The organism is Nocardioides sp. T5, from assembly GCF_048161455.1.
Taxonomy (GTDB): domain Bacteria; phylum Actinomycetota; class Actinomycetes; order Propionibacteriales; family Nocardioidaceae; genus Nocardioides.
In genome coordinates, this window is the sequence record NZ_CP182415.1 from 2,465,374 (window position 1) to 2,482,651 (window position 17,278).

Annotated in this window: 21 protein-coding genes; 7 read left to right on the forward strand and 14 right to left on the reverse strand. The window is 68.4% G+C overall.

Translation table 11 applies throughout. The features are described from left to right. Positions 1 to 4 precede the first annotated feature (4 nt). Complete coding sequence (locus ACNKF0_RS11925; protein ID WP_416952378.1) at positions 5 to 1,195, forward strand: cation:proton antiporter; 1,191 nt, start codon at positions 5 to 7, stop codon at positions 1,193 to 1,195. Beyond that, positions 1,192 to 2,016: a hypothetical protein gene (locus ACNKF0_RS11930; RefSeq protein ID WP_416952380.1), complete on the forward strand. Its 825-nt coding sequence runs from the start codon at positions 1,192 to 1,194 to the stop codon at positions 2,014 to 2,016. The genes ACNKF0_RS11925 and ACNKF0_RS11930 overlap by 4 nt, the downstream gene beginning before the upstream one ends. A gap of 59 nt (positions 2,017 to 2,075) precedes the next feature. Here ACNKF0_RS11930 and ACNKF0_RS11935 read toward each other — a convergent pair whose 3' ends face one another. The 3 genes from ACNKF0_RS11935 to ACNKF0_RS11945 all read right to left on the reverse strand — a co-directional run bounded on the left by ACNKF0_RS11935 (position 2,076) and on the right by ACNKF0_RS11945 (position 3,066). Continuing rightward, a complete protein-coding gene (locus tag ACNKF0_RS11935) occupies positions 2,076 to 2,309 on the reverse strand; it encodes a hypothetical protein (RefSeq protein ID WP_416952382.1) in 234 nt (77 codons plus the stop codon). Between the two features lie 5 nt (positions 2,310 to 2,314). Continuing rightward, positions 2,315 to 2,596 carry a TraR/DksA family transcriptional regulator gene (locus tag ACNKF0_RS11940; protein ID WP_416952384.1) on the reverse strand — a complete coding sequence of 94 codons (282 nt, stop codon included), beginning with the start codon at positions 2,594 to 2,596 and terminating at the stop codon, positions 2,315 to 2,317. Between the two features lie 272 nt (positions 2,597 to 2,868). Continuing rightward, positions 2,869 to 3,066 (reverse strand): hypothetical protein, encoded by a 198-nt coding sequence (locus ACNKF0_RS11945; protein ID WP_416952386.1) that lies wholly within the window; start codon positions 3,064 to 3,066, stop codon positions 2,869 to 2,871. Between the two features lie 222 nt (positions 3,067 to 3,288). Between ACNKF0_RS11945 and ACNKF0_RS11950 the strand changes: the two genes are divergently transcribed. Next, positions 3,289 to 4,527 carry an NAD(P)/FAD-dependent oxidoreductase gene (locus ACNKF0_RS11950; RefSeq protein ID WP_416952388.1) on the forward strand — a complete coding sequence of 413 codons (1,239 nt, stop codon included), beginning with the start codon at positions 3,289 to 3,291 and terminating at the stop codon, positions 4,525 to 4,527. Here ACNKF0_RS11950 and ACNKF0_RS11955 read toward each other — a convergent pair. From ACNKF0_RS11955 to ACNKF0_RS11970, 4 genes are all read right to left on the reverse strand, one after another. Continuing rightward, positions 4,513 to 6,036: a PucR family transcriptional regulator gene (locus ACNKF0_RS11955; RefSeq protein WP_416952390.1), complete on the reverse strand. Its 1,524-nt coding sequence runs from the start codon at positions 6,034 to 6,036 to the stop codon at positions 4,513 to 4,515. The genes ACNKF0_RS11950 and ACNKF0_RS11955 overlap by 15 nt on opposite strands. A gap of 877 nt (positions 6,037 to 6,913) precedes the next feature. Beyond that, entirely contained in the window at positions 6,914 to 8,359 is a 1,446-nt protein-coding gene (locus tag ACNKF0_RS11960; protein WP_416952392.1) for an aldehyde dehydrogenase family protein, read from the reverse strand. An 80-nt stretch (positions 8,360 to 8,439) separates the two neighbouring features. Next, positions 8,440 to 9,309: an alpha/beta hydrolase gene (locus ACNKF0_RS11965; protein ID WP_347209129.1), complete on the reverse strand. Its 870-nt coding sequence runs from the start codon at positions 9,307 to 9,309 to the stop codon at positions 8,440 to 8,442. 15 nt (positions 9,310 to 9,324) lie between these two features. Next, complete coding sequence (locus ACNKF0_RS11970; protein ID WP_252974201.1) at positions 9,325 to 9,732, reverse strand: hypothetical protein; 408 nt, start codon at positions 9,730 to 9,732, stop codon at positions 9,325 to 9,327. Between the two features lie 28 nt (positions 9,733 to 9,760). Between ACNKF0_RS11970 and ACNKF0_RS11975 the strand changes: the two genes are divergently transcribed. Continuing rightward, positions 9,761 to 10,864, forward strand: coding sequence for a LysR family transcriptional regulator (locus tag ACNKF0_RS11975; protein WP_416952395.1), 1,104 nt, complete (start codon positions 9,761 to 9,763; stop codon positions 10,862 to 10,864). Between the two features lie 158 nt (positions 10,865 to 11,022). Here ACNKF0_RS11975 and ACNKF0_RS11980 read toward each other — a convergent pair whose 3' ends face one another. Next, on the reverse strand, positions 11,023 to 11,637 hold the full coding sequence (locus ACNKF0_RS11980; protein ID WP_416952397.1) for a recombinase family protein: 615 nt from the start codon (positions 11,635 to 11,637) through the stop codon (positions 11,023 to 11,025). A 255-nt stretch (positions 11,638 to 11,892) separates the two neighbouring features. Between ACNKF0_RS11980 and ACNKF0_RS11985 the strand changes: the two genes are divergently transcribed. Both ACNKF0_RS11985 and ACNKF0_RS11990 read left to right on the forward strand, forming a co-directional pair. Beyond that, positions 11,893 to 12,090 carry an antitoxin MazE family protein gene (locus ACNKF0_RS11985; RefSeq protein ID WP_416952399.1) on the forward strand — a complete coding sequence of 66 codons (198 nt, stop codon included), beginning with the start codon at positions 11,893 to 11,895 and terminating at the stop codon, positions 12,088 to 12,090. Continuing rightward, positions 12,087 to 12,413, forward strand: a complete 327-nt coding sequence (locus ACNKF0_RS11990; RefSeq protein WP_416952401.1) for a type II toxin-antitoxin system PemK/MazF family toxin — start codon at positions 12,087 to 12,089, stop codon at positions 12,411 to 12,413. Before ACNKF0_RS11985 ends, ACNKF0_RS11990 begins: the two co-directional genes overlap by 4 nt. 76 nt (positions 12,414 to 12,489) lie before the next feature. On the opposite strand, the gene ACNKF0_RS11995 is transcribed toward ACNKF0_RS11990, so the two are convergent. After that, entirely contained in the window at positions 12,490 to 12,924 is a 435-nt protein-coding gene (locus ACNKF0_RS11995) for a protein-tyrosine phosphatase family protein (protein ID WP_366916580.1), read from the reverse strand. Between the two features lie 295 nt (positions 12,925 to 13,219). Here ACNKF0_RS11995 and ACNKF0_RS12000 point away from each other — a divergent pair, with 295 nt between their 5' ends. After that, positions 13,220 to 13,594 (forward strand): ankyrin repeat domain-containing protein, encoded by a 375-nt coding sequence (locus tag ACNKF0_RS12000; protein ID WP_416952404.1) that lies wholly within the window; start codon positions 13,220 to 13,222, stop codon positions 13,592 to 13,594. A 6-nt stretch (positions 13,595 to 13,600) separates the two neighbouring features. Here ACNKF0_RS12000 and ACNKF0_RS12005 read toward each other — a convergent pair whose 3' ends face one another. The 5 genes from ACNKF0_RS12005 to ACNKF0_RS12025 form a co-directional block, all read right to left on the reverse strand. Further along, positions 13,601 to 15,109 (reverse strand): catalase, encoded by a 1,509-nt coding sequence (locus ACNKF0_RS12005; RefSeq protein WP_416952406.1) that lies wholly within the window; start codon positions 15,107 to 15,109, stop codon positions 13,601 to 13,603. Between the two features lie 36 nt (positions 15,110 to 15,145). Then, positions 15,146 to 15,592, reverse strand: a complete 447-nt coding sequence (locus tag ACNKF0_RS12010; protein ID WP_416952408.1) for a Fur family transcriptional regulator — start codon at positions 15,590 to 15,592, stop codon at positions 15,146 to 15,148. Between the two features lie 247 nt (positions 15,593 to 15,839). Continuing rightward, positions 15,840 to 16,121, reverse strand: coding sequence for a hypothetical protein (locus ACNKF0_RS12015; protein WP_299932369.1), 282 nt, complete (start codon positions 16,119 to 16,121; stop codon positions 15,840 to 15,842). Positions 16,122 to 16,177: 56 nt separating this feature from the next. Beyond that, the gene (locus ACNKF0_RS12020) at positions 16,178 to 16,678 is read right to left on the reverse strand and encodes a hypothetical protein (protein WP_159899386.1); all 501 of its coding nucleotides are present in this window, start codon (positions 16,676 to 16,678) and stop codon (positions 16,178 to 16,180) included. Between the two features lie 146 nt (positions 16,679 to 16,824). Next, positions 16,825 to 17,262, reverse strand: coding sequence for a DUF6326 family protein (locus tag ACNKF0_RS12025; RefSeq protein WP_299932363.1), 438 nt, complete (start codon positions 17,260 to 17,262; stop codon positions 16,825 to 16,827). Positions 17,263 to 17,278 lie beyond the last annotated feature (16 nt).

Consider the following 17,278-nt stretch of genomic DNA (forward strand, 5'->3'; position numbering starts at 1 on the left):
GGACGTGACCGGGGCACTCATCATCGCCGGCTCGATCTTCCTGTGGGGCGCGTTGTCGGTGCGTCTCCAGCGCGCGGACCTCACCGCGCCGGTCGTCTTCGTCGCCGTCGGTGTGCTGCTGGCCGGACTGGACCTGGTCGAGGCACCGGAGGGTCCCGAAGGATTGAAGATCCTGGTCGAGATCACGTTGGTGTGGGTGTTGTTCTCCGACGCTGCCCGCGTCCCGGTGAAGGAGCTCCGCCACGACCTCGGGCCGTACGTCCGGCTGCTCGCCGTGGGGCTGCCGCTGACCATGCTGGCGGGCTGGGGACTCGCGTGGTGGTTCTTCCCGGCCGCCGGGGTGTGGGGCGCGCTGCTCGTCGCCGCGGCGCTCGCGCCGACCGATGCCGCCCTCGGGATCCCGGTCGTGACCAACCCGGTGGTGCCCGCCCGTGTCCGTCGACTGATCACCGTGGAGAGCGGCCTCAACGACGGCATCGCCACACCGGTCGTGATGCTCGCGATCGCGGCCGTGGCGGCCGAGGAGGAGCTCGCCGGTGCCTCCGGGCTGGGTACGGCGCTGGTGTCGCTGCTCGCCGGCGCGGTCGTCGGCGGCGTGGTGGGCCTGCTCGGTGGCCGCGCGCTCCGGTGGGCTCGCCAGCGGGGCTGGGCTGCGGAGGACTTCGCCGGGATCGCGGTGCTCGCGCTGGCGCTGATCGCCTACACCGCAGCACTCGCCGTGGACGCCAACGGATTCGTCGCCGCCTTCTGCGGCGGGCTCGCCTTCGGGGCCGCAGCCGGGCCTCGCGGGCCGGCCGAGCTCGTGTTCGTGGAGCAGTCGGCAGGCCTGGTGTCCCTCCTGGTGTGGCTGGCGTTCGGGGCGGTCGCCGGGCCCGTCATGCTCGACCTCGTCACACCGATGATGGTGGTGTACGCCGTGCTCAGCCTCACGCTCATCCGGATGCTCTCGGTCGCCCTGGCCTGTCTGGGAGCGGGCTTCGACCGCAGCACGATCCTCTTCATCGGCTGGTTCGGGCCCCGTGGCCTGGCCTCCCTCGTGTTCGCGCTGCTCGCACTCGAGGAGCTCGGGACGGGTGTGGAGCACGCCGTTGCCGCGATCGGCGTGACCGTGCTGCTCAGCGTGATCGCTCACGGACTCAGCGCCGCTCCCCTGGCCGCACGCTACGGCCGCACCCACTCCCCCGTCCCGAAGTGAAGGTGTCCGCCATGACGGAAGGTATTGCCGAAGTCCTCACCTTCGCGATCGGCGTCGCGATCAGCCCGGTGCCGATCATCGCCGTGATCCTGATGCTCTTCTCGGGCCGGGCGAAGATCAACGGGCCGATGTTCCTGGTGGGTTGGGCCGTCGCGCTCGGCGTACTGCTCGCTGGCGTCAACCCGAAGAACCTGCTCCTCGCGGCGGGCGCCGGCGCGGCGCTGGCGGGACTCGGGCTGCCGACCTCAGACGCAGTGGTCTCCCTGATCGTCTTCGTCGTCGTCGGCAGCCTCACGATCGGGGGTCCCGTCGTCTACTACCTCCTCGGCGGTGAGGCGGCCCGGACGACGCTCGGGTCTGCTGAGCGGGTAGGTGACGTGTCTGCGTCGATGTGTGTCGACGTCAGAAGGATGTGCACCAAGCCGAAGGTGCGCCGTTCGTCACAACGGAAACGGCCCTGTGGTCAGACCGGCGAAGAGCGCTCCGGACGGGGTGCGAACCGACCGAGAAGGACCTCATGTCAGACAACATTCCTCAGCCGCCAGATGGCAACGACCCGATCGTCGAGATGCTGGCAAAAGACCGAAGCGCCTCCTGTCCCGACCCCCACTGACGTGATGACCGTGCTGGTCACGCTGCCGCCAGGGAGTCCGGGCGCGGCCCCGCACCGGCACTCTGGGCCGGCTTTCGGAGACCCCTTCGCCCTCGACGCCGGCGTCGACCCGGGCATCGCCGACCACGACGGCGTCACGGCGCTGCAGCACGCCGAGCAGCGCGGGTACGACGAGATCGCGGCGCTGCTGCGGGCCACCCCACGCTGAGCGCTGGGTTGCTCGTCCGCGACTCCCGCCGGCCCGCCCCGGCCCGCTCGGCGCGCTCGTCATCGAGACGTCGCGCTGGACGTGAATGTGCGCGCAGCGGACCAGAAGGTCGTCCCGACCAGCACGGGCATCACGCACGCGACGACGATGTGCAGGGACGTGCTGTCCGAGACGGGATGGCCCGCCCAGGTCATCACCGGGACGACGAGCCCCGTCGCGAGCGCCGCTACGCCGAGCCCCAGGACACGCAGGAGGGCGGGTGGGCGAGCTTGGTGGCTCTTGCGGTCCTGCATGGTGTTCATCGCAACCAGCTGGAGTGGCGGCGGGCGCAGTCGGCGCACTGGGTCGCCCACGGCAGCGCCTCCATCCGCTCCTCGGAGACCATGCCGTGGCAGGCGACGCACACCCCGTGCTTCCCCTCGCGCAACCTGCGCCGGGCTTCGCGGATCTCGGCCAGGATCCGCGCGACCGACTCCTGGTAGGCGATGGCGACCAGGTCCCCCCGCGCATCGCGGAGAGAAGCCAGCTGCTCCTCACGCTTGAGCTCGAGCTCGGTCAGGCTCGCGTCGATCCGTGCCACGTCTGCCGCGGTGGGCCGACGACGGACCGAGCGTCGCGGCTCACGGGACGGGGTGGACGTGTCGTCCGTGTTCGGCCTGTGCTCCGGTGGGGTGGAGTCAGGCACGGGGGTGGTCAACGCGTACTGGTAGGTGTGGGTGCGCACGTGGATGTCCTTCGCGAAAGTCGTGTGGGCGCAGGCGACCAGCCGCGGGGTCGCCGCGGTGCCTGCGTGCTCGGGGTGAGCAGCGTCGACATCAGGTCGCCAGGACCTGGTGTCGTGGGTCGTTCCGATCAGGCCACGGCGGGAGGGGCGCGGTCGACGCTGCGACGCAGCACGTCGAGACCACGAAGTCCGCGCGCTTCCTCACTCAGCCTCAGGGCCGCGAGGGCGGCGCCGGTGGGCACGAGCCCAGGGACGACGACGGCTCCGAGGAGGTGGGCCAGCGTGCGCGGGTCGCTGCACTCGTCGTCGGAGACGCGAGCAGACATGCCGTGTGCCATGTCGGCCCTCCGTCCCGGGGATGGGCGACCTCACCCGAGGTCGATGGCTGGACCATAGGCAACTCCCGCACGAAAAGCCACTCGTCTCCCGTCCCCGCGAGCCCGCCGCAACAAGCCCGATGCGGTTTGTGGTCGGGACACAATCGCCGGGGCGCCGATCGTGTCCGTTGAACAACCGTCGTGGCGTGGGCGTCGTCGACCATGGACGCCATGACCTCGACTACGACGCCGAAGCGCGTGGCTGTCCTTGGCGCCGGCATGGTCGGACTGTCCACCGCCTGGTACCTGCAGGAACACGGCGTGGACGTCACCGTCCTCGACGAGGCCGGCGTCGCCGCGGGCTCCAGCTGGGGGAACGCGGGTTGGTTGACGCCGAGCATCGCGGTGCCGCTGCCCGAGCCGAGCGTGCTGAGGTACGGCGCGAGAGCGGTGCTTGACGCGTCCTCCCCCGTCTTCGTACCCCCATCCCTCGACCCTCGGCTGTGGCGCTTCCTGGTGACGTTCGCGCGCAACTGCACGACCCGCAGGTGGGAAGGGGCGATGCGCGCGCTCGTCGCGCTGAACCGGGATGCCCTGGCGTCCTTCCAGCAGATGGAGGACGCGGGGGTCGAGGAGCGCACCAAGGCGGCCGATCCCTTCACGGCTGCCTTCCGCGACGCCCGTGACGCGGACGCGCTGCTGGAGGAGTTCGCGCACATCGAGGCCTCCGGTCAGCAGGTCGTCCACGACGTCATCGATGGCGCGCAAGCACGTGCGGACGAACCCGCGGTGGGCGACGACATCGAGCTGGCCATCCGCATCCGTGAGGAGCGCTTCCTGAACCCGTCCACGTACGTGGACTCCATCGCGCAATCGGTTCGCGCTCGTGGCGGGACCGTTCGCGAGGACGTTCGCATCACCGAGGTGCAGCGTCGGGCGCACGGGGTGCAGGTGGGGGACGAGTCGTACGACGCCGTCGTGCTGGCAACCGGCGCCCGGCTCAACGAGCTGGGCAGACACCACGGGATCCGTCAGATCGTGCAGGCGGGTCGTGGTTACTCGTTCACCGTCAAGATCGACCACCTGCCGAGCGGACCCGTCTACTTCCCCACGCAACGGGTCGCCTGCACACCCGTGGGCGACCGACTTCGCATCGCGGGGATGATGGAGTTCCGACGCCCTGAGGCGCCCATGGACCCGCGACGCATCCAGGCCCTGGTCGGCGAGGCCGGGCAGCTCCTCCGCGGCGCACACCTCGACCACCGCGAGGACGAGTGGGTGGGAGCTCGACCGTGCACCGCCGACGGTCTCCCGCTCATCGGGGCGACCAGCACTCCGCGGGTGTTCGCCGCTGGGGGTCACGGGATGTGGGGCATCACGTTGGGCCCCGTCACCGGCAAGCTGCTCGCGGACCTCGTCGCCACCGGCACGACGCCGCCGCAGCTCCTGCCCTTCTCACCCGTTCGTTAGGTCGCCCCGGCTGACGGCTTCGAGCTCGAGGCGTACCGCCAGGCGCTGCACCGGGTCGTGCAGGTCGAGATCGCACACCTCACCCAACCGAGCCATGCGGTAGCGGACGGTGTTGGGGTGGACGCCGAGCACCTCTGCGGCTCGTCGGGGATTGCCCCAGTGGTCGAGCACGGCGCGCAGCGTCTCGCGAAGAGCGGCGTGCTCGCTGCCGAGCAGGGCAGCCGCCGGCGACAGCAGCGTGGCCCCCTCGAGCCCGGCCACCGCACGGGTGACCACCATGTCCGACCACCGTTCCTCGACGGCGACGACCGAGGACTGCTCGCCCCCGAGCTGTGCGGTGAGCTCGTCAGCGAGCGCACGCGACGCCGGCAGACCGGACACGGCCCCGGTCGGGCGTCCACCGACGGCGCTCGCCTGCATGCCGGTGCGAGCCTCCTGGGTCACGAGTCGTCGCAACCACGGCCAGGTTCCTGCTCCATCACCGGCCGCGGCGACGATGGCGTAGACGACGCCTCCGAGATCAGCCAGGAGCGGCTGCCGCCAGCCGTGCCGCCGTGCCAGGGCGAGCCAGACCTCGCATCGGGCTTCGGGGTCGAGATCTGCCGGCCCGCGGAGGATGACGACCCGCCACGGTCCCGCAGCGAGCCAGCCCGGGTTGTCGTCGGCCGGCGTGGCCAGCAGGTTCCGCACGCTGTCGAGCTGCACCTGGCGCTGCAGCTCGCTCTGGGTACGCAACCGAAGGAGGTACAGGGCGACGACTTGCGCGGCCGTGCACACCTCACGCTGCTTCTCGGGCGGGACCGGCTGGTCCACCACGGCCCAGATCGAACCGAGCCACTCACCTCCCGCCCGGACGGGCACGACGTAGCGGGCGAGGACCCCGGCGTCGGTCCCCGGGACCAGGAACGGTTCGTCCGTGCTGGCGAGCCTTCGGAACACCCCCAGCGCTCGGAAGTGGGAGCGCACCTCGCGCGGCACCTGCCGGCCCACGATCGTGGACCTGCGCGCTTCGTCGACGTCGTCCTGGCCGGACGAGTAGGCCAGGACTCGTGAGGTGGCGTCCTCGATCGTCACCGGAGCGCCCAGGACGGAGCTGAGCTCGTCGGCCAGCTCGAACAAGTCGCTGTACACGTCGACACGACGTTGGCTCACCAGCGCCGCCGGCCTGTCCACCGCTGTGCGGAGCGAGCTCACCACCCACGACCACGGCGCATCGTCCTCCACCACCAGGACGGACAGGCCCAGCTGCTGGCTCAGCTCCCGCACGCGCGGGCTTGCTGCCTGTTGCCTCCTCAGCACGATGCCCGAGGCGGGGGCGGCACGCTGCACGACCCCCACCACGTCGTCCTCCGTGCGGGCACCGACCAGCACGACCAGGTCGCCGGCCTCGAGCAGCACCGCGTCTCCGGGCTCGACCAGCTCGAGTCCCACTACAGAGCGCTCTGCGCCCGGCAGCACCTCGACGAACGCCGAAGTCAACGCGTCACACAGGGTGGATGCGGTGATCACCGACCCACCCTCCCACCTGGCCGTCGCCTTCGGGCCCAACCCTGCGTGTTCCGCTCCCCGAACGGGGTCGTGGACCGGGAAGCCGCGCGAGTGGTCATCAGCGGTTCGCCGGCCGGTAGGCGGTGACCACCGCCGAGCCACCTAGCCCGATGTTGTGCTGGAGTGCCGCTGAGGCACCCTCCACCATAGATCGTGTAGTGGACTCGGAGACCGCGGCCCAGGTGCTCGGACACTCCTCCGCGGCCATCACCAAGGAGTTCCACGTCGAGAAGGACCGGTCAACGCCCGACGTCACGCACCTCCTCCAACGATCGCCGGCGGGGCGAGCAGGAGCCCATCGACTGACTGACGCCCGCCGAAATGGTCTCAAGGACGTTGCCACTCGAGCCCCGCCACACCCCAGCTCGTCGCAGCAGGTCGGGGGCAAGACGGTCCACCACCGCGAACCGTTTCCGTGCCATGGGCGTGCCAGAGCGACTCCCGGTTCAAGAAGCGAGAAGCCCCTGACCTGCGTTTCCGCAGGTCAGGGGCGATTTCTCGGTCGGGCTGACAGGATTTGAACCTGCGACCCCTTGACGTCGAGCATGCAGTGAGGCGCGTCTGCTCCTACCTGCTCTCCTCTGCTCTCATCTGCAAGAACGCCGCCTCGCGGCCCTGCATGCCTTGTACGAACGAGTTCGCATCGGCCGGGATCTGACGAGGTTTTCGACTAGTAAGCGTCCATCGTTTTGCGTTGAGGTGCGGTGGTCGTCGAATGCGGCAGACGCCGGCTCGGTTGAGCGACGCGCGTTCCGGAAGCAGGGAGCGATCGAGCAGTACCGTAAGCCGATCGACTTGCGGGACACGGCGGTGAAGTTCCCGTGGGCGGCCGCCTGGTCTACAGCTCCGCGCCTGTGAAGACCAGGCTGCGGTCGTAGGTGAGATCGTCCATGGCGTACCGGACGCCCTCTCGGCCGATACCTGAGCCCTTGGTGCCGCCGTAGGGCATCTGGTCGGCGCGGTAGCTGGGGACGTCACCGATGATGATGCCGCCGACGTCGAGGTCGCGGTGGGCTCGGAACGCGGTGCCGATGTCGTGGGTGAAGATGCCGACTTGCAGCCCGAACTGGGAGTCGTTCACGGCGGCGAACGCCTCGTCTGTGTTGTCGACGCGGCGGACTGAGATGACGGGGGCGAACACCTCGTCGCGGTTCACGCGGGCGTCGAGCGGTGCGTCGACGATGACGGTGGGTTCGAGCCGGGCGTTGTGGCGGTTGCCGCCGGTGAGGACGTGGGCTCCTGACTGGACGGCTTCGTCGACCCAGGTGTGCGCGCGTTCGGCGGCGGCGGTGTTGATCATCGGTCCCAGGGTGGTGGCCTCGTCGGCGGGATCGCCGAGGACCTGCTTGTCGACCTCGATGAGCACGAGGTCGAGCAGTCGTTGGTAAATGGTGGTGTCGGCGATGACTCGCTGGACCGAGATGCAGGACTGCCCGGCTTGGCCCATGCCGAAGGCGGCGATGCGCTGGGCGGCGTTCTTCAGGTCGGCGTCGCTGTTCCAGTCGGCACAGACGACGGCGGCGGCGTTGCCGCCGAGCTCGAGGGTGACGTGCTTGCGTGGGACGCGATCGCAGATGCTCCAGCCCACCGGGCCGGACCCGGTGAAGGACACGACCGGCAAACGGGGATCGGTGACGAGCGAGTCCATCTGCGCGTTGGGGGTAGTGATGACCGACCAAGATCCTGCGGGAAGGTCGGTCTCGGCGAGCAGGTCGCCGATAAAGAGCGCGGACAGGGGCGTGGCGGGTGCGGGTTTGAGGACGATGGGCGCGCCGACGGCCAGTGCTGGGGCGACCTTATGCGCGACGAGGTTCAGGGGAAAGTTGAACGGGGTGATGCCCAGGACGGGTCCGCGGGGCACGCGGCGGTTGAGAGCGATCCGGCCTTCACCGGCTGGGTCGGTGTCGAGTCGCTGGAGCTCCCCGGACCATCGGCGGGCTTCCTCCGAGGCCAGGCGGAACGTCGCAGCGGCACGGCTGACCTCGACGCGGGCCCAGCGGATGGGCTTGCCGCCCTCGGCCATCACGAGTTGAGCCAGCTCTTCGGAACTTTCGACCAAGCGGCGTGAGACGTGGTCGAGGGCGTCGGCGCGGCGATGAGCGGGCAGGCTGGCCAGCTCGTGGGAGATGGCGTCGGCTGCGTGGACGGCGCCCTCAGCGTGCTCGGCGCTGGCCACGGTCACGCGGGCGATGGGGTCGCCACCGTCGGGTGGGGTGATGGTGGTGGTGTCGGTGCCGGTGACCTGTTGGCCGGCGACCCAGATGGGCTGTGTGGGGGGCTGCAACGTCTGTTCCCTCTCGTGGGACCGGGCATGCAGGCGGGCGGGACAGCGTGGGTGCTGTCCCGCCCGCCTGTGCTGGTGATTCAGGCGGTGACGCTGGCCTTCTTCTTCTGCAGGCTCTCGAGGGCCTGGATGAGGTAGGTGCGGAAGACCGGGTGGTTCTCGCTCATCGGGAAGTGCCCGATCTCGGGCATGTTGATGAAGGAGCCGTTGGTGATGGCGTTGGCGGTGCGCTCGCTGTCCTCGGGGGTGGTGAGGTAGTCGTACTCGCCGGTCATCATGACCACGGGGCACTGCTCGCCGTCGATGTCGCCGAGCTTGCCGCGCAGGTCGTGATCGACGGAGTAGAAGTGCAGGTCGCCCTTGAAGGACTCCGAGCCCTGGGAGTAGTAGAACCAGGTCTTCCACCTGTCGGCCTCGGGCGACTGGGGAGCCATCAGGTCCCAGGTGCCGCTGGCGCACACCTGGGCGGCGTTCGCGTGCGGGTGCTGCCACCAGTCGAGATAGAAGCCCGGCGAGTAGTCGGCACCTTCGACGGACAGGACGCCGGCGAATCGGTCCGGCCTGCGCAGTGCGAGCTGCAGGGCGATGTTGCCGCCGAAGGAGGAGCCCATGAAGATCGGGTCCTCGAGCTCGAGGGCGTCGCACAGCGCGATGATGAAGTTCGCGTAGTGGTCGGCGGAGAGCTGGTACTCCTCCTTCCACCATTCGGTGTTCTCGGGCGGGTCGGACTTGCCGTGGCGGGGCAGGTCGTAGGCGATGACGCGGTAGTTCGCAGTGATCTCCTCGTCCTCGAGCAGGCCGCGCCACTGGTGGTTGTGACAGCCGGCGGTGTGCTGGCAGACCAGCGGCTGGCCGGTGCCGTTCTCGAGGTAGAAGACCTTGTACTCCAGGCCGTCGACGTCGATAGTCACGTAGTGGCCGGTGACAGGTGAGATCTTGGGGTTGCTCAAGGGTGTGTTCCTTCCTCAGACGGGGGAGCCGACGACGCGCAGGAGCTCGACCTGGCGGGTGATGCAGCGCAGGTTCTGCATGAGCACGAGGATGTCGCCCTCGAGCTTCATGTCGCGCTGGAAGCTGGCGGCCCAGATGCCGTGGAACATCGGTGCCGGCACCGGCTGTCCGAACTCGCGCCAGGTGCCGGCGCTGGCGCGGATGGCGAACTGGTAGGCCACGTCCAGGGGCCCGGGGTTCGCAGTCACATGGGTCACCCGGCCGGACTCGACCTGGATCACATAGGTGCGGTCCGTGGCGTCCAGGAGGTAGGAGCAGGTGAAGTACTTGCCGTGGGCCTGGATCTCGGTGTCGTTGTTGCTGGCTTCTGCGAACGCCTCGGCCCAGGCTTCGGCCGTCGGTGCGCTGGTCTGCGCGCTCATGAGCGTTTCCTTTCTGAGGGAACGAAGGGTGTGGCTGCCGATCCCGGACTGGGGTCGGCGGCGCCTCTCCCATGAGACCGCCGTCACGTCGCCGGGGTCCAATGCCGTCTTCTCATCGATCCATAGGGGACGGTTATTGGTGCTGCCGGCCAGACGGGGCTACCGTCCGGTCATGGCTGACGTGCCGGAGCTGCGGGTGCTGCGGTACTTCGTCGCGGTCGCCGAGGAGCTGCACTTCGGCAGGGCCGCGGATCGGCTGCACATCTCCCAGCCCGCCCTGAGCGTCCAGATCCGCAAGCTCGAGCACTCCCTCGGCGCCAAGCTCTTCGACCGCACCAGCCGCCACGTCGAACTCACCGAGGTGGGCACGGTTTTGCTCGAGGAGGCCCACAAGCTCCTGGTTGGGGCCGACCGGCTTGTCGACGCCACGCGTGACGCATTGCGGGGCGTTCGGGGCACGCTCGTGGTCGGCTTCCAGGGTAACGCGGCCGCCGAGCTCACCCCCCAGATCCTCAAGGCCTTCCAGACCCGGTACCCGCGTGTCCAGGTCGAGATGCGGTCGCACGACTTCGCCGACCCCTACGTCGGCCTGGCGAACGGCAGCGTCGATATCGCCTTCGTCCGCCCGCCGCTGCTGATGCAGGACTGGCTGAGCATCGAGACCCTCTTCGTCGAACCGCGGGTGCTGGTGACATCCAGCAGCTCGCCGCTAGCAGCCAGGGACCAGGTGTCGGTCGAAGAGGTCATCGACGAGGCCTTCGTCGCCCGGAAAGCGCCGGAGTACTGGCGCGACTTCTGGCTCGCCACCTCCAGCCGCGGCGGCAACAACCCGGTGCTCGGCGCCGAAGTCGGCGACGTCGACGAGTGCTTCGAGGCCATTCTCTCCGGCCGCGGAATCGCCTTCAGCCAAGCATCCACCCAGCGGTACTACCGCCGCCCCGGCCTCGCGTTCATCCCGGTCACCGGGCTCCCCCACTCCCCGCTCGCCATCGCCTGGCGCAACGACCTCGGCGCGCAGACGGTCAGCGACTTCGTCGAGACAGCCCGCATGCTCGCCGCGCTCGAGCTCGTACCCCTGGCCACAGCTCCCCAACCCTCAGCAACAGCGACACCCGTCGCCGTGGCGCACTGACATCCGGCACCGTCGCGCATCCGACCACCGACTCGCCCGGACGAGACCACAACGGGAACGGCTGTTGGGACGGCGCTGTTCCTGGCAGACGTGGAGACGCACATTGTGTGCCGGCGTCCCGCTCGGGTGTCGGTTGCGGGAGGCCGACGAGGTTGCGTTCAGCGACGTGCTGACACGTCTACGACGCCTGCCTTGGCTGCCAACCGTTGGCGTTGGATGGCGCGGTAGACGGTGGAGCGGCCGACGCCGAACAGTTCGGCGACTTCGAGGGTGCTGTACTCGCCACTGTGCACCAGCGACACCAAGTGCGCTTCCTGCTTGCGGCTGAGCTTGGGCTGCTTGCCCTTCAGCCGACCCTTCGCCCTTGCGACCTTCATGCCCTCGACCGTGCGCAGCCGGATTAGGTCGGACTCGAACTCCGCCACCATCGCGAGGACGTTGAACAGCAGCCGCCCGACGGCGTCGGTCGGATCGTAAACCGACCCACCGAGGCTGAGGCTGATCTCCCTCGTGGTGAGCTCGTCTGCGATCGCCCGCGCATCCGGCAGGGATCGAGCCAGCCGATCGAGTTTGGTGACCACCAGGGTGTCGCCGGCGCGGCACGCAGCCAATGCCTCACGAAGGCCAGGGCGCTCCCGGTTGGTGCCGGTCAGGCCGTGGTCGACATAGATGCGCTCGGCCTCGACGCCGAGGCCGAGCAGGGCGTCGCGTTGCGCAGTCAGGTCTTGCTGATCGGTGGAGCATCGGGCGTACCCGACAAGTAGTGCGTTCATGGCGCACCTCCAAGGTTGGCCCGGCGAACGCGGGGCGCGGGCGACTCGGGCATCGGGGCTTCGCCCGACACCACCAGCGCGCACCCCGATGTCACGGAACGCAACCGTGCTGCAGTCCAAGCCAGACATGGGACGGCTCCGCCGAGCCGAGCCTGTCCCATCCACCAGAGCCCAACACCCAGGACGTGGCTTCGGGACGATGCCCATGCGCCAAAGAGACTTGGCCCGGAACTCGTTACATGTAACACTTGGGGCATGAGTGTGAAGGACCGAGTGAAGGCGCACCGGGAGCGAATGCGCGCCCAAGGACTCAGACCCATCCAGATCTGGGTTCCAGACGTTCGCTCTCCCGAGTTCGCCGCCGAGGCGCACCGCCAGTCCGCCCTTGTCGCATCCGCAGCCGGCGACGACATGGAGTTCGTCGAGTCCATCTCTCTCGATTGGGACGAATGAGGCGCGGGGACATCGTCACGGTCGCCGGAGGTGTCTACGCGAGCAAGCCACGCCCCGCCTTGGTGCTTCAGGACGACCGCTTCGACGCCACCGACTCCCTGACCGTCTGCCCGTTCACGACCCTAGATCTCGATGCACCGTTGATTCGCGTGCGGGTGGAGGCCACAGGGGACAACGGCCTTGTCCAGGACAGCTTCCTGATGGTCGAGAAGATCACCACGGTCCGCAGGAGCAACGCACACATTGTCCTGGGAAGGCTTGACTCCTCGACCATGGTCGAGCTCGAACGCCGACTGTTGGTGTTCCTCGGCTTCGGCGCCTAAAGCCGTCGCCTCCCAATCCAGTCAGACCTTCCACCGCATCCCCACATCCCGATAGCGGATCGCGCTGAGGACCAAGTCACGCGGTGCTGAATCGCCCGACGTAGCGGCGCTGCCAGGGCGTCTCCACCGCTCGAGCGTCGTAGTGCTCTCGGACAAGGGCCACGGCCTCACCGGCGGGTACGCCATCCAGCACGGCGAGACAGGCGAGGGCGGTGCCCGTCCTGCCGCGCCCGCTGCCACAGGCGACTTCCACTCGTTCGTCCTCGGCTCGGCGCCATGCCTCGCTCAGCGCGTCTCGCGCGTCCACTTGGTCGGCGGGTAGCCGGAAGTCCGGCCAGCGAAGCCATCGCGTGTCCCAACGCATGCCGGCCGGTGGCTTGCCGAGCAAGTACAGTCCGAAGTCGGGACACGTCCCATCGGGCAGCGGTCGGCGCAGACCACGGCCCCGAACGAGGCGACCCGAGGGCAGGCGCAGCACCCCAGTCATCGTCGTGTCCCACGTACGTGTCATGGCCCCTCAGACTATGGCGATCAGTAGGTCAGCTGTCCCCGCAGACGATGGGCTCGCGGAGCGACCCGGTGCGGGATGGGCTCGCGGAGCGACCCGGTGCGGGATGGGCTCGCGGAGCGACCCGGTGCGGGATGGGCTCGCGGAGCGACCCGGTGCGGGATGGGCTCGCGGAGCGACCCGGTGCGGGATCGGCTTACGGGATGGCCCGGAGCGCGGGGAAGGCCAAGAACTCCCGTCTTTACAGCGTTAGCGACACATGATCGGTGAGTTCTGCACGTGCTCGTAGACTTCTCAGATGAGTCTCACGCCCGAGCAGACCGAACGCGTCCTCTCGCTGGCCCTCGACCTGGCCCGCGCCGGTGAGACTGAGCAGTTGGAGGAGTTCCTCGACCACGGCGTCCCCGTCAATGCGGTATCCGAGTCGGGCGACTCGTTGCTGATGCTGGCGGCCTACCACGATCGTCCCGACACCGTGAACATGCTGCTCGACCGCGGCGCCGACCCCGACCTGCGCAACGCTCGCGACCAGTCGATCGTCGCTGGTGCCATGTTCAAGGGCGCCGATGAGGTCGTACGCCGACTCGTAGGCGCCGGTGCCGACCTGGACGCCGGCACGCCAACAGCCCGCCAGGCGGCCGAGATGTTCGGTCGTGGCGGGCTGTTGACCTGAGATCGGTCAGGCGGGGGTGTTGTCCGGGTTGGGCTCGGTGTCGTCGATGGCGCCGGCGGCGAGCGCCTCGATCGCCTTGCGGACACCTTCGCCGTAGGCGGGGTCGGCCTGCGTGCAGTTGAAGATGTGCTTCTCGACCGACGTGGCGGACGCTCCGTCGATGGCCCGCGCGGTGTTCTCGAACAGTCGCTGCTGCTCCTCGGCGCTCATCAGGCGGAAGAGGTCGCCGGGCTGTTCGAAGTAGTTGTCATCGTCCTCGCGGAAGTCGAACCGATCGGCGACGGCACCGATGGCCTGGGCCGGGTCGGCGTACGCGGGCTGCTCAGGCCAGCGGCCGAAGTTGTTCGGCTCAATTCCGGGCACCGACCCCTGGTTGCCGTCGACCCGCATCGCGCCGTCGCGGTGGTAGGTGTTCGTCACCTTCGCGGCCCGCGGCTGGTTGACCGGGATCTGGTGGTGGTTGACCCCGACGCGGTACCGGGCCGCGTCGCCGTAGGAGAAGAGCCGGCCCTGGAGCATCTTGTCCGGGCTGAAGGAGATGCCCGGCACCAGGTTGGCGGGGGTGAATGCGGCCTGTTCTACGTCGGCGAAGTAGTTGTCGGGGTTGCGGTTGAGCTCGAACTCGCCCACCTCGATGAGTGGATAGTCCTTCTTCGACCAGACCTTGGTGAGGTCGAAGGGGTGGAAGCGGTAGTTGTCGGCCTCGGCCTCAGGCATCACCTGGATGAAGAACTTCCACTTCGGGAAGTCGCCCTTCTCGATCGACTCGTAAAGGTCGCGCTGGCCGGACTCGCGGTCGCCGGCGACGACAGCGGCAGCGTCCTCGTCGGTGAGGTTCTCGATGCCCTGCTGCGTGCGAAAGTGGAACTTCACCCAGAAGCGCTCGCCCGCGGCGTTGATGAAGGAGAACGTGTGCGAGCCGAAGCCGTGCATGTGGCGATAGGACTTCGGGATGCCCCGGTCACTCATCACGATGGTTACCTGATGCAGCGCCTCGGGCAGGTTGGTCCAGAAACCCCAGTTGTTCTCGGCGTCGCGCAGGTTGGTGCGTGGATCGCGCTTGACGGCGCGGTTGAGGTCGGGGAACTTCAGCGGGTCGCGGAAGAAGAACACCGGGGTGTTGTTGCCGACGACGTCCCAGTTGCCCTCCTCGGTGTAGAAGCGCAGCGCGAAGCCGCGAATGTCGCGCTCGGCGTCGGCGGCACCGCGCTCACCGGCGACGGTGGAGAACCGGGCGAACATCTCGCACTCGTTGCCGACCTTGTTGAAGATCGCGGCCTTCGTGTACCTCGAGATGTCCTGGGTGACCCTGAACGTCCCGAAGGCGCCCGAGCCCTTCGCGTGCATCCGACGCTCCGGGATGACCTCACGGTCGAAGTGCGCCAGTTTCTCGAGGAACCACAAGTCCTGCAGCAGCATCGGACCGCGCGCCCCGGCAGTCAGGCTGTTCTGGTTCTCAGCGACCGGTGCACCGGCCGCGGTGGTGATCGGGTCAGTATTCTCTTCAAACGCCATCGTTCATCGCTCCTCGTTGAGTGGTTCGTTGGGGCTTCAGGAAGTGGGTGCAACAGGTGACTCGGAGCAAGCCGGGCAGATGCCCCAGTAGGTCACCTCGGCCTCGTCGATGACGAAGCCGTGGGTCTCGGAGGCGTCAAGGCAAGGTCCCTCACCGACGGCGCAGTCCACGTCGGCAATCGCACCGCACGAGCTGCAGACGACGTGGTGGTGGTTGTCACCGACCCGCGACTCGTAGCGCGCGACCGAGCCCGAAGGCTGAATGCGGCGCACCAGGCCCGCGGTCGTCAGCGCACGGAGCACGTCGTACACCGCCTGGTGTGAAACGGCCGGCAGCTCACGGCGCACGGCGCCGATCAGCGACTCGGTGTCGGCGTGCGGCTGGTCCTCCACGGCGCCCAGCACCGCCACCCGGGGTCGCGTGACACGCAGGCCGACAGCCTTGAGGCTCTCGCGGAGATCGGCACCACGCGTCGTTGACATCCCTTCAACTCAAGCAGATTGTCTGGAACAACTCAAGAATTCGACACATCGGCACGTCGGAAGTGCCTGCGTCTTCGAAACGTCGGGCGCGCAAGTGCCAGCATCGATTCGCCGCACGCGGATCGGCCTACGGAGAGGGTCGGTGCCCTCGATGCGGACGAGTTAGGCGTGGCCCGCTGGCGCGCCGCGTTCGTCAACCGGTTTTGGTGCTTGCTGTGCTGGGAAGGGGATGTGGCTCCCGACGGCCTCAGCGGATGGCCAACGAATGTGAGGGGAAGTCACGACTCGACTCGAGCACTGGATCGGCATCCTCGCCTTGGCAGGAGCCGTCGTTGTTGGTTTGAACCTTGGCCAGATCTTCGAGGGGATTGACCTGTTGACGCCCGGCATCGGCACTGCCCTCGGCGCGGCTGCCGGGACCGCGGTGCACGCCGCGAAACAGAGACAGTCTGGCGATGACTTCGACGCGAATCGAGTCGATGCAACTCTTCTGCCGTTTGCGCTGGAGGGCAACAGGAGCGAATTCCATGCTTGTACACAGGCGGGATGAGCTCACGACGGGACTGGGCGAGCCGGCGCGACCCGCTAGTCGCAGGTGCTCTCGAATTGATCGCGCGGCACGGTCTCGCCCGAGTCGCCGACCAGTACGTGGCCGGCACTGAGCTGCGTGAGCCATCGCGGTGCGACGACCACTCCGCTGCCGTCCAGTTCAGTGGTGGTCGAGGCGGCGTCGACGCTGACCTCGCCCCGCTGCGGCCATGAGATCCCAGCGCCGCGCCAGAGCGGGGTCGGAGCGGCGGGATCCAGAGTCGTCAGCCCTGACGTGGTCAGGTCTGTGGCCCATCGGCCGATCTCGCCGGTGGCGTCCGTCACGATGACTTCGTCGAGGACTCGATCACACGAGATCACCACGAGCACCGGCTGCCCCCGGTCGTCCAAAGCGACACCGACCCGGCCCGAGACTGCGCTGGCACACCCGGCTGTCAGGAATGCCGCCAAGCCGGCCAGCACCGCCAGCGCGAGGCTGAGTCGAACACGTGCAACTATTCGGAGGGCGAGGGTGCGAGCCGAGACGCGAATGGGCATCGGCTACTTCACCTCTGATCGGCGAAGCAGGGTCGGGCCGACAGCGAGGGGCACGATGATCCAGATCGCGGTGGTCGATCCGAGCTGAGTCCGTTCCTGTGGTGGAGGCATGCGATGTGGCTCAACTTCTCTCCGATCACCGAGGTTCAGCGCCAGCGGTGCGCGACACGAACGACCGTCACGAGCAGCACGAGTTCGACGCAGCTACCGATCAGGTAGTACACCCATGTCTCGCCCAGCATCCCGCCGACGATGGTCAGCGCATAGATGGGGGCGAGCGTGAGGTTGGCGAGTCGGTTCGGTCGGCGCGGGAGCAGGAGGCAGCCGGCCACCATCAGGCTCGGGATCAGGATGTACAGCGTCGTGAGGGTCAAGAAGGTCTGGTCGATTGCGAACCCCGGTCCCGACACCTCGCCGGCCAGGGCGCCGTTGATCACGTCGGCGCGGAAGAAGCCGAAGATGTCCACGTAGGCGAACACCAACAACATCGAGGTCCACAGCCCGCTGAGGACCAGTCGGCGGTCGAGCGGTTCATGAGTCGGAGCGGCAGTGGCGGGCGTTGGCGTGACGGGGGCGTGGAACATGACTGGGATGTTTCCT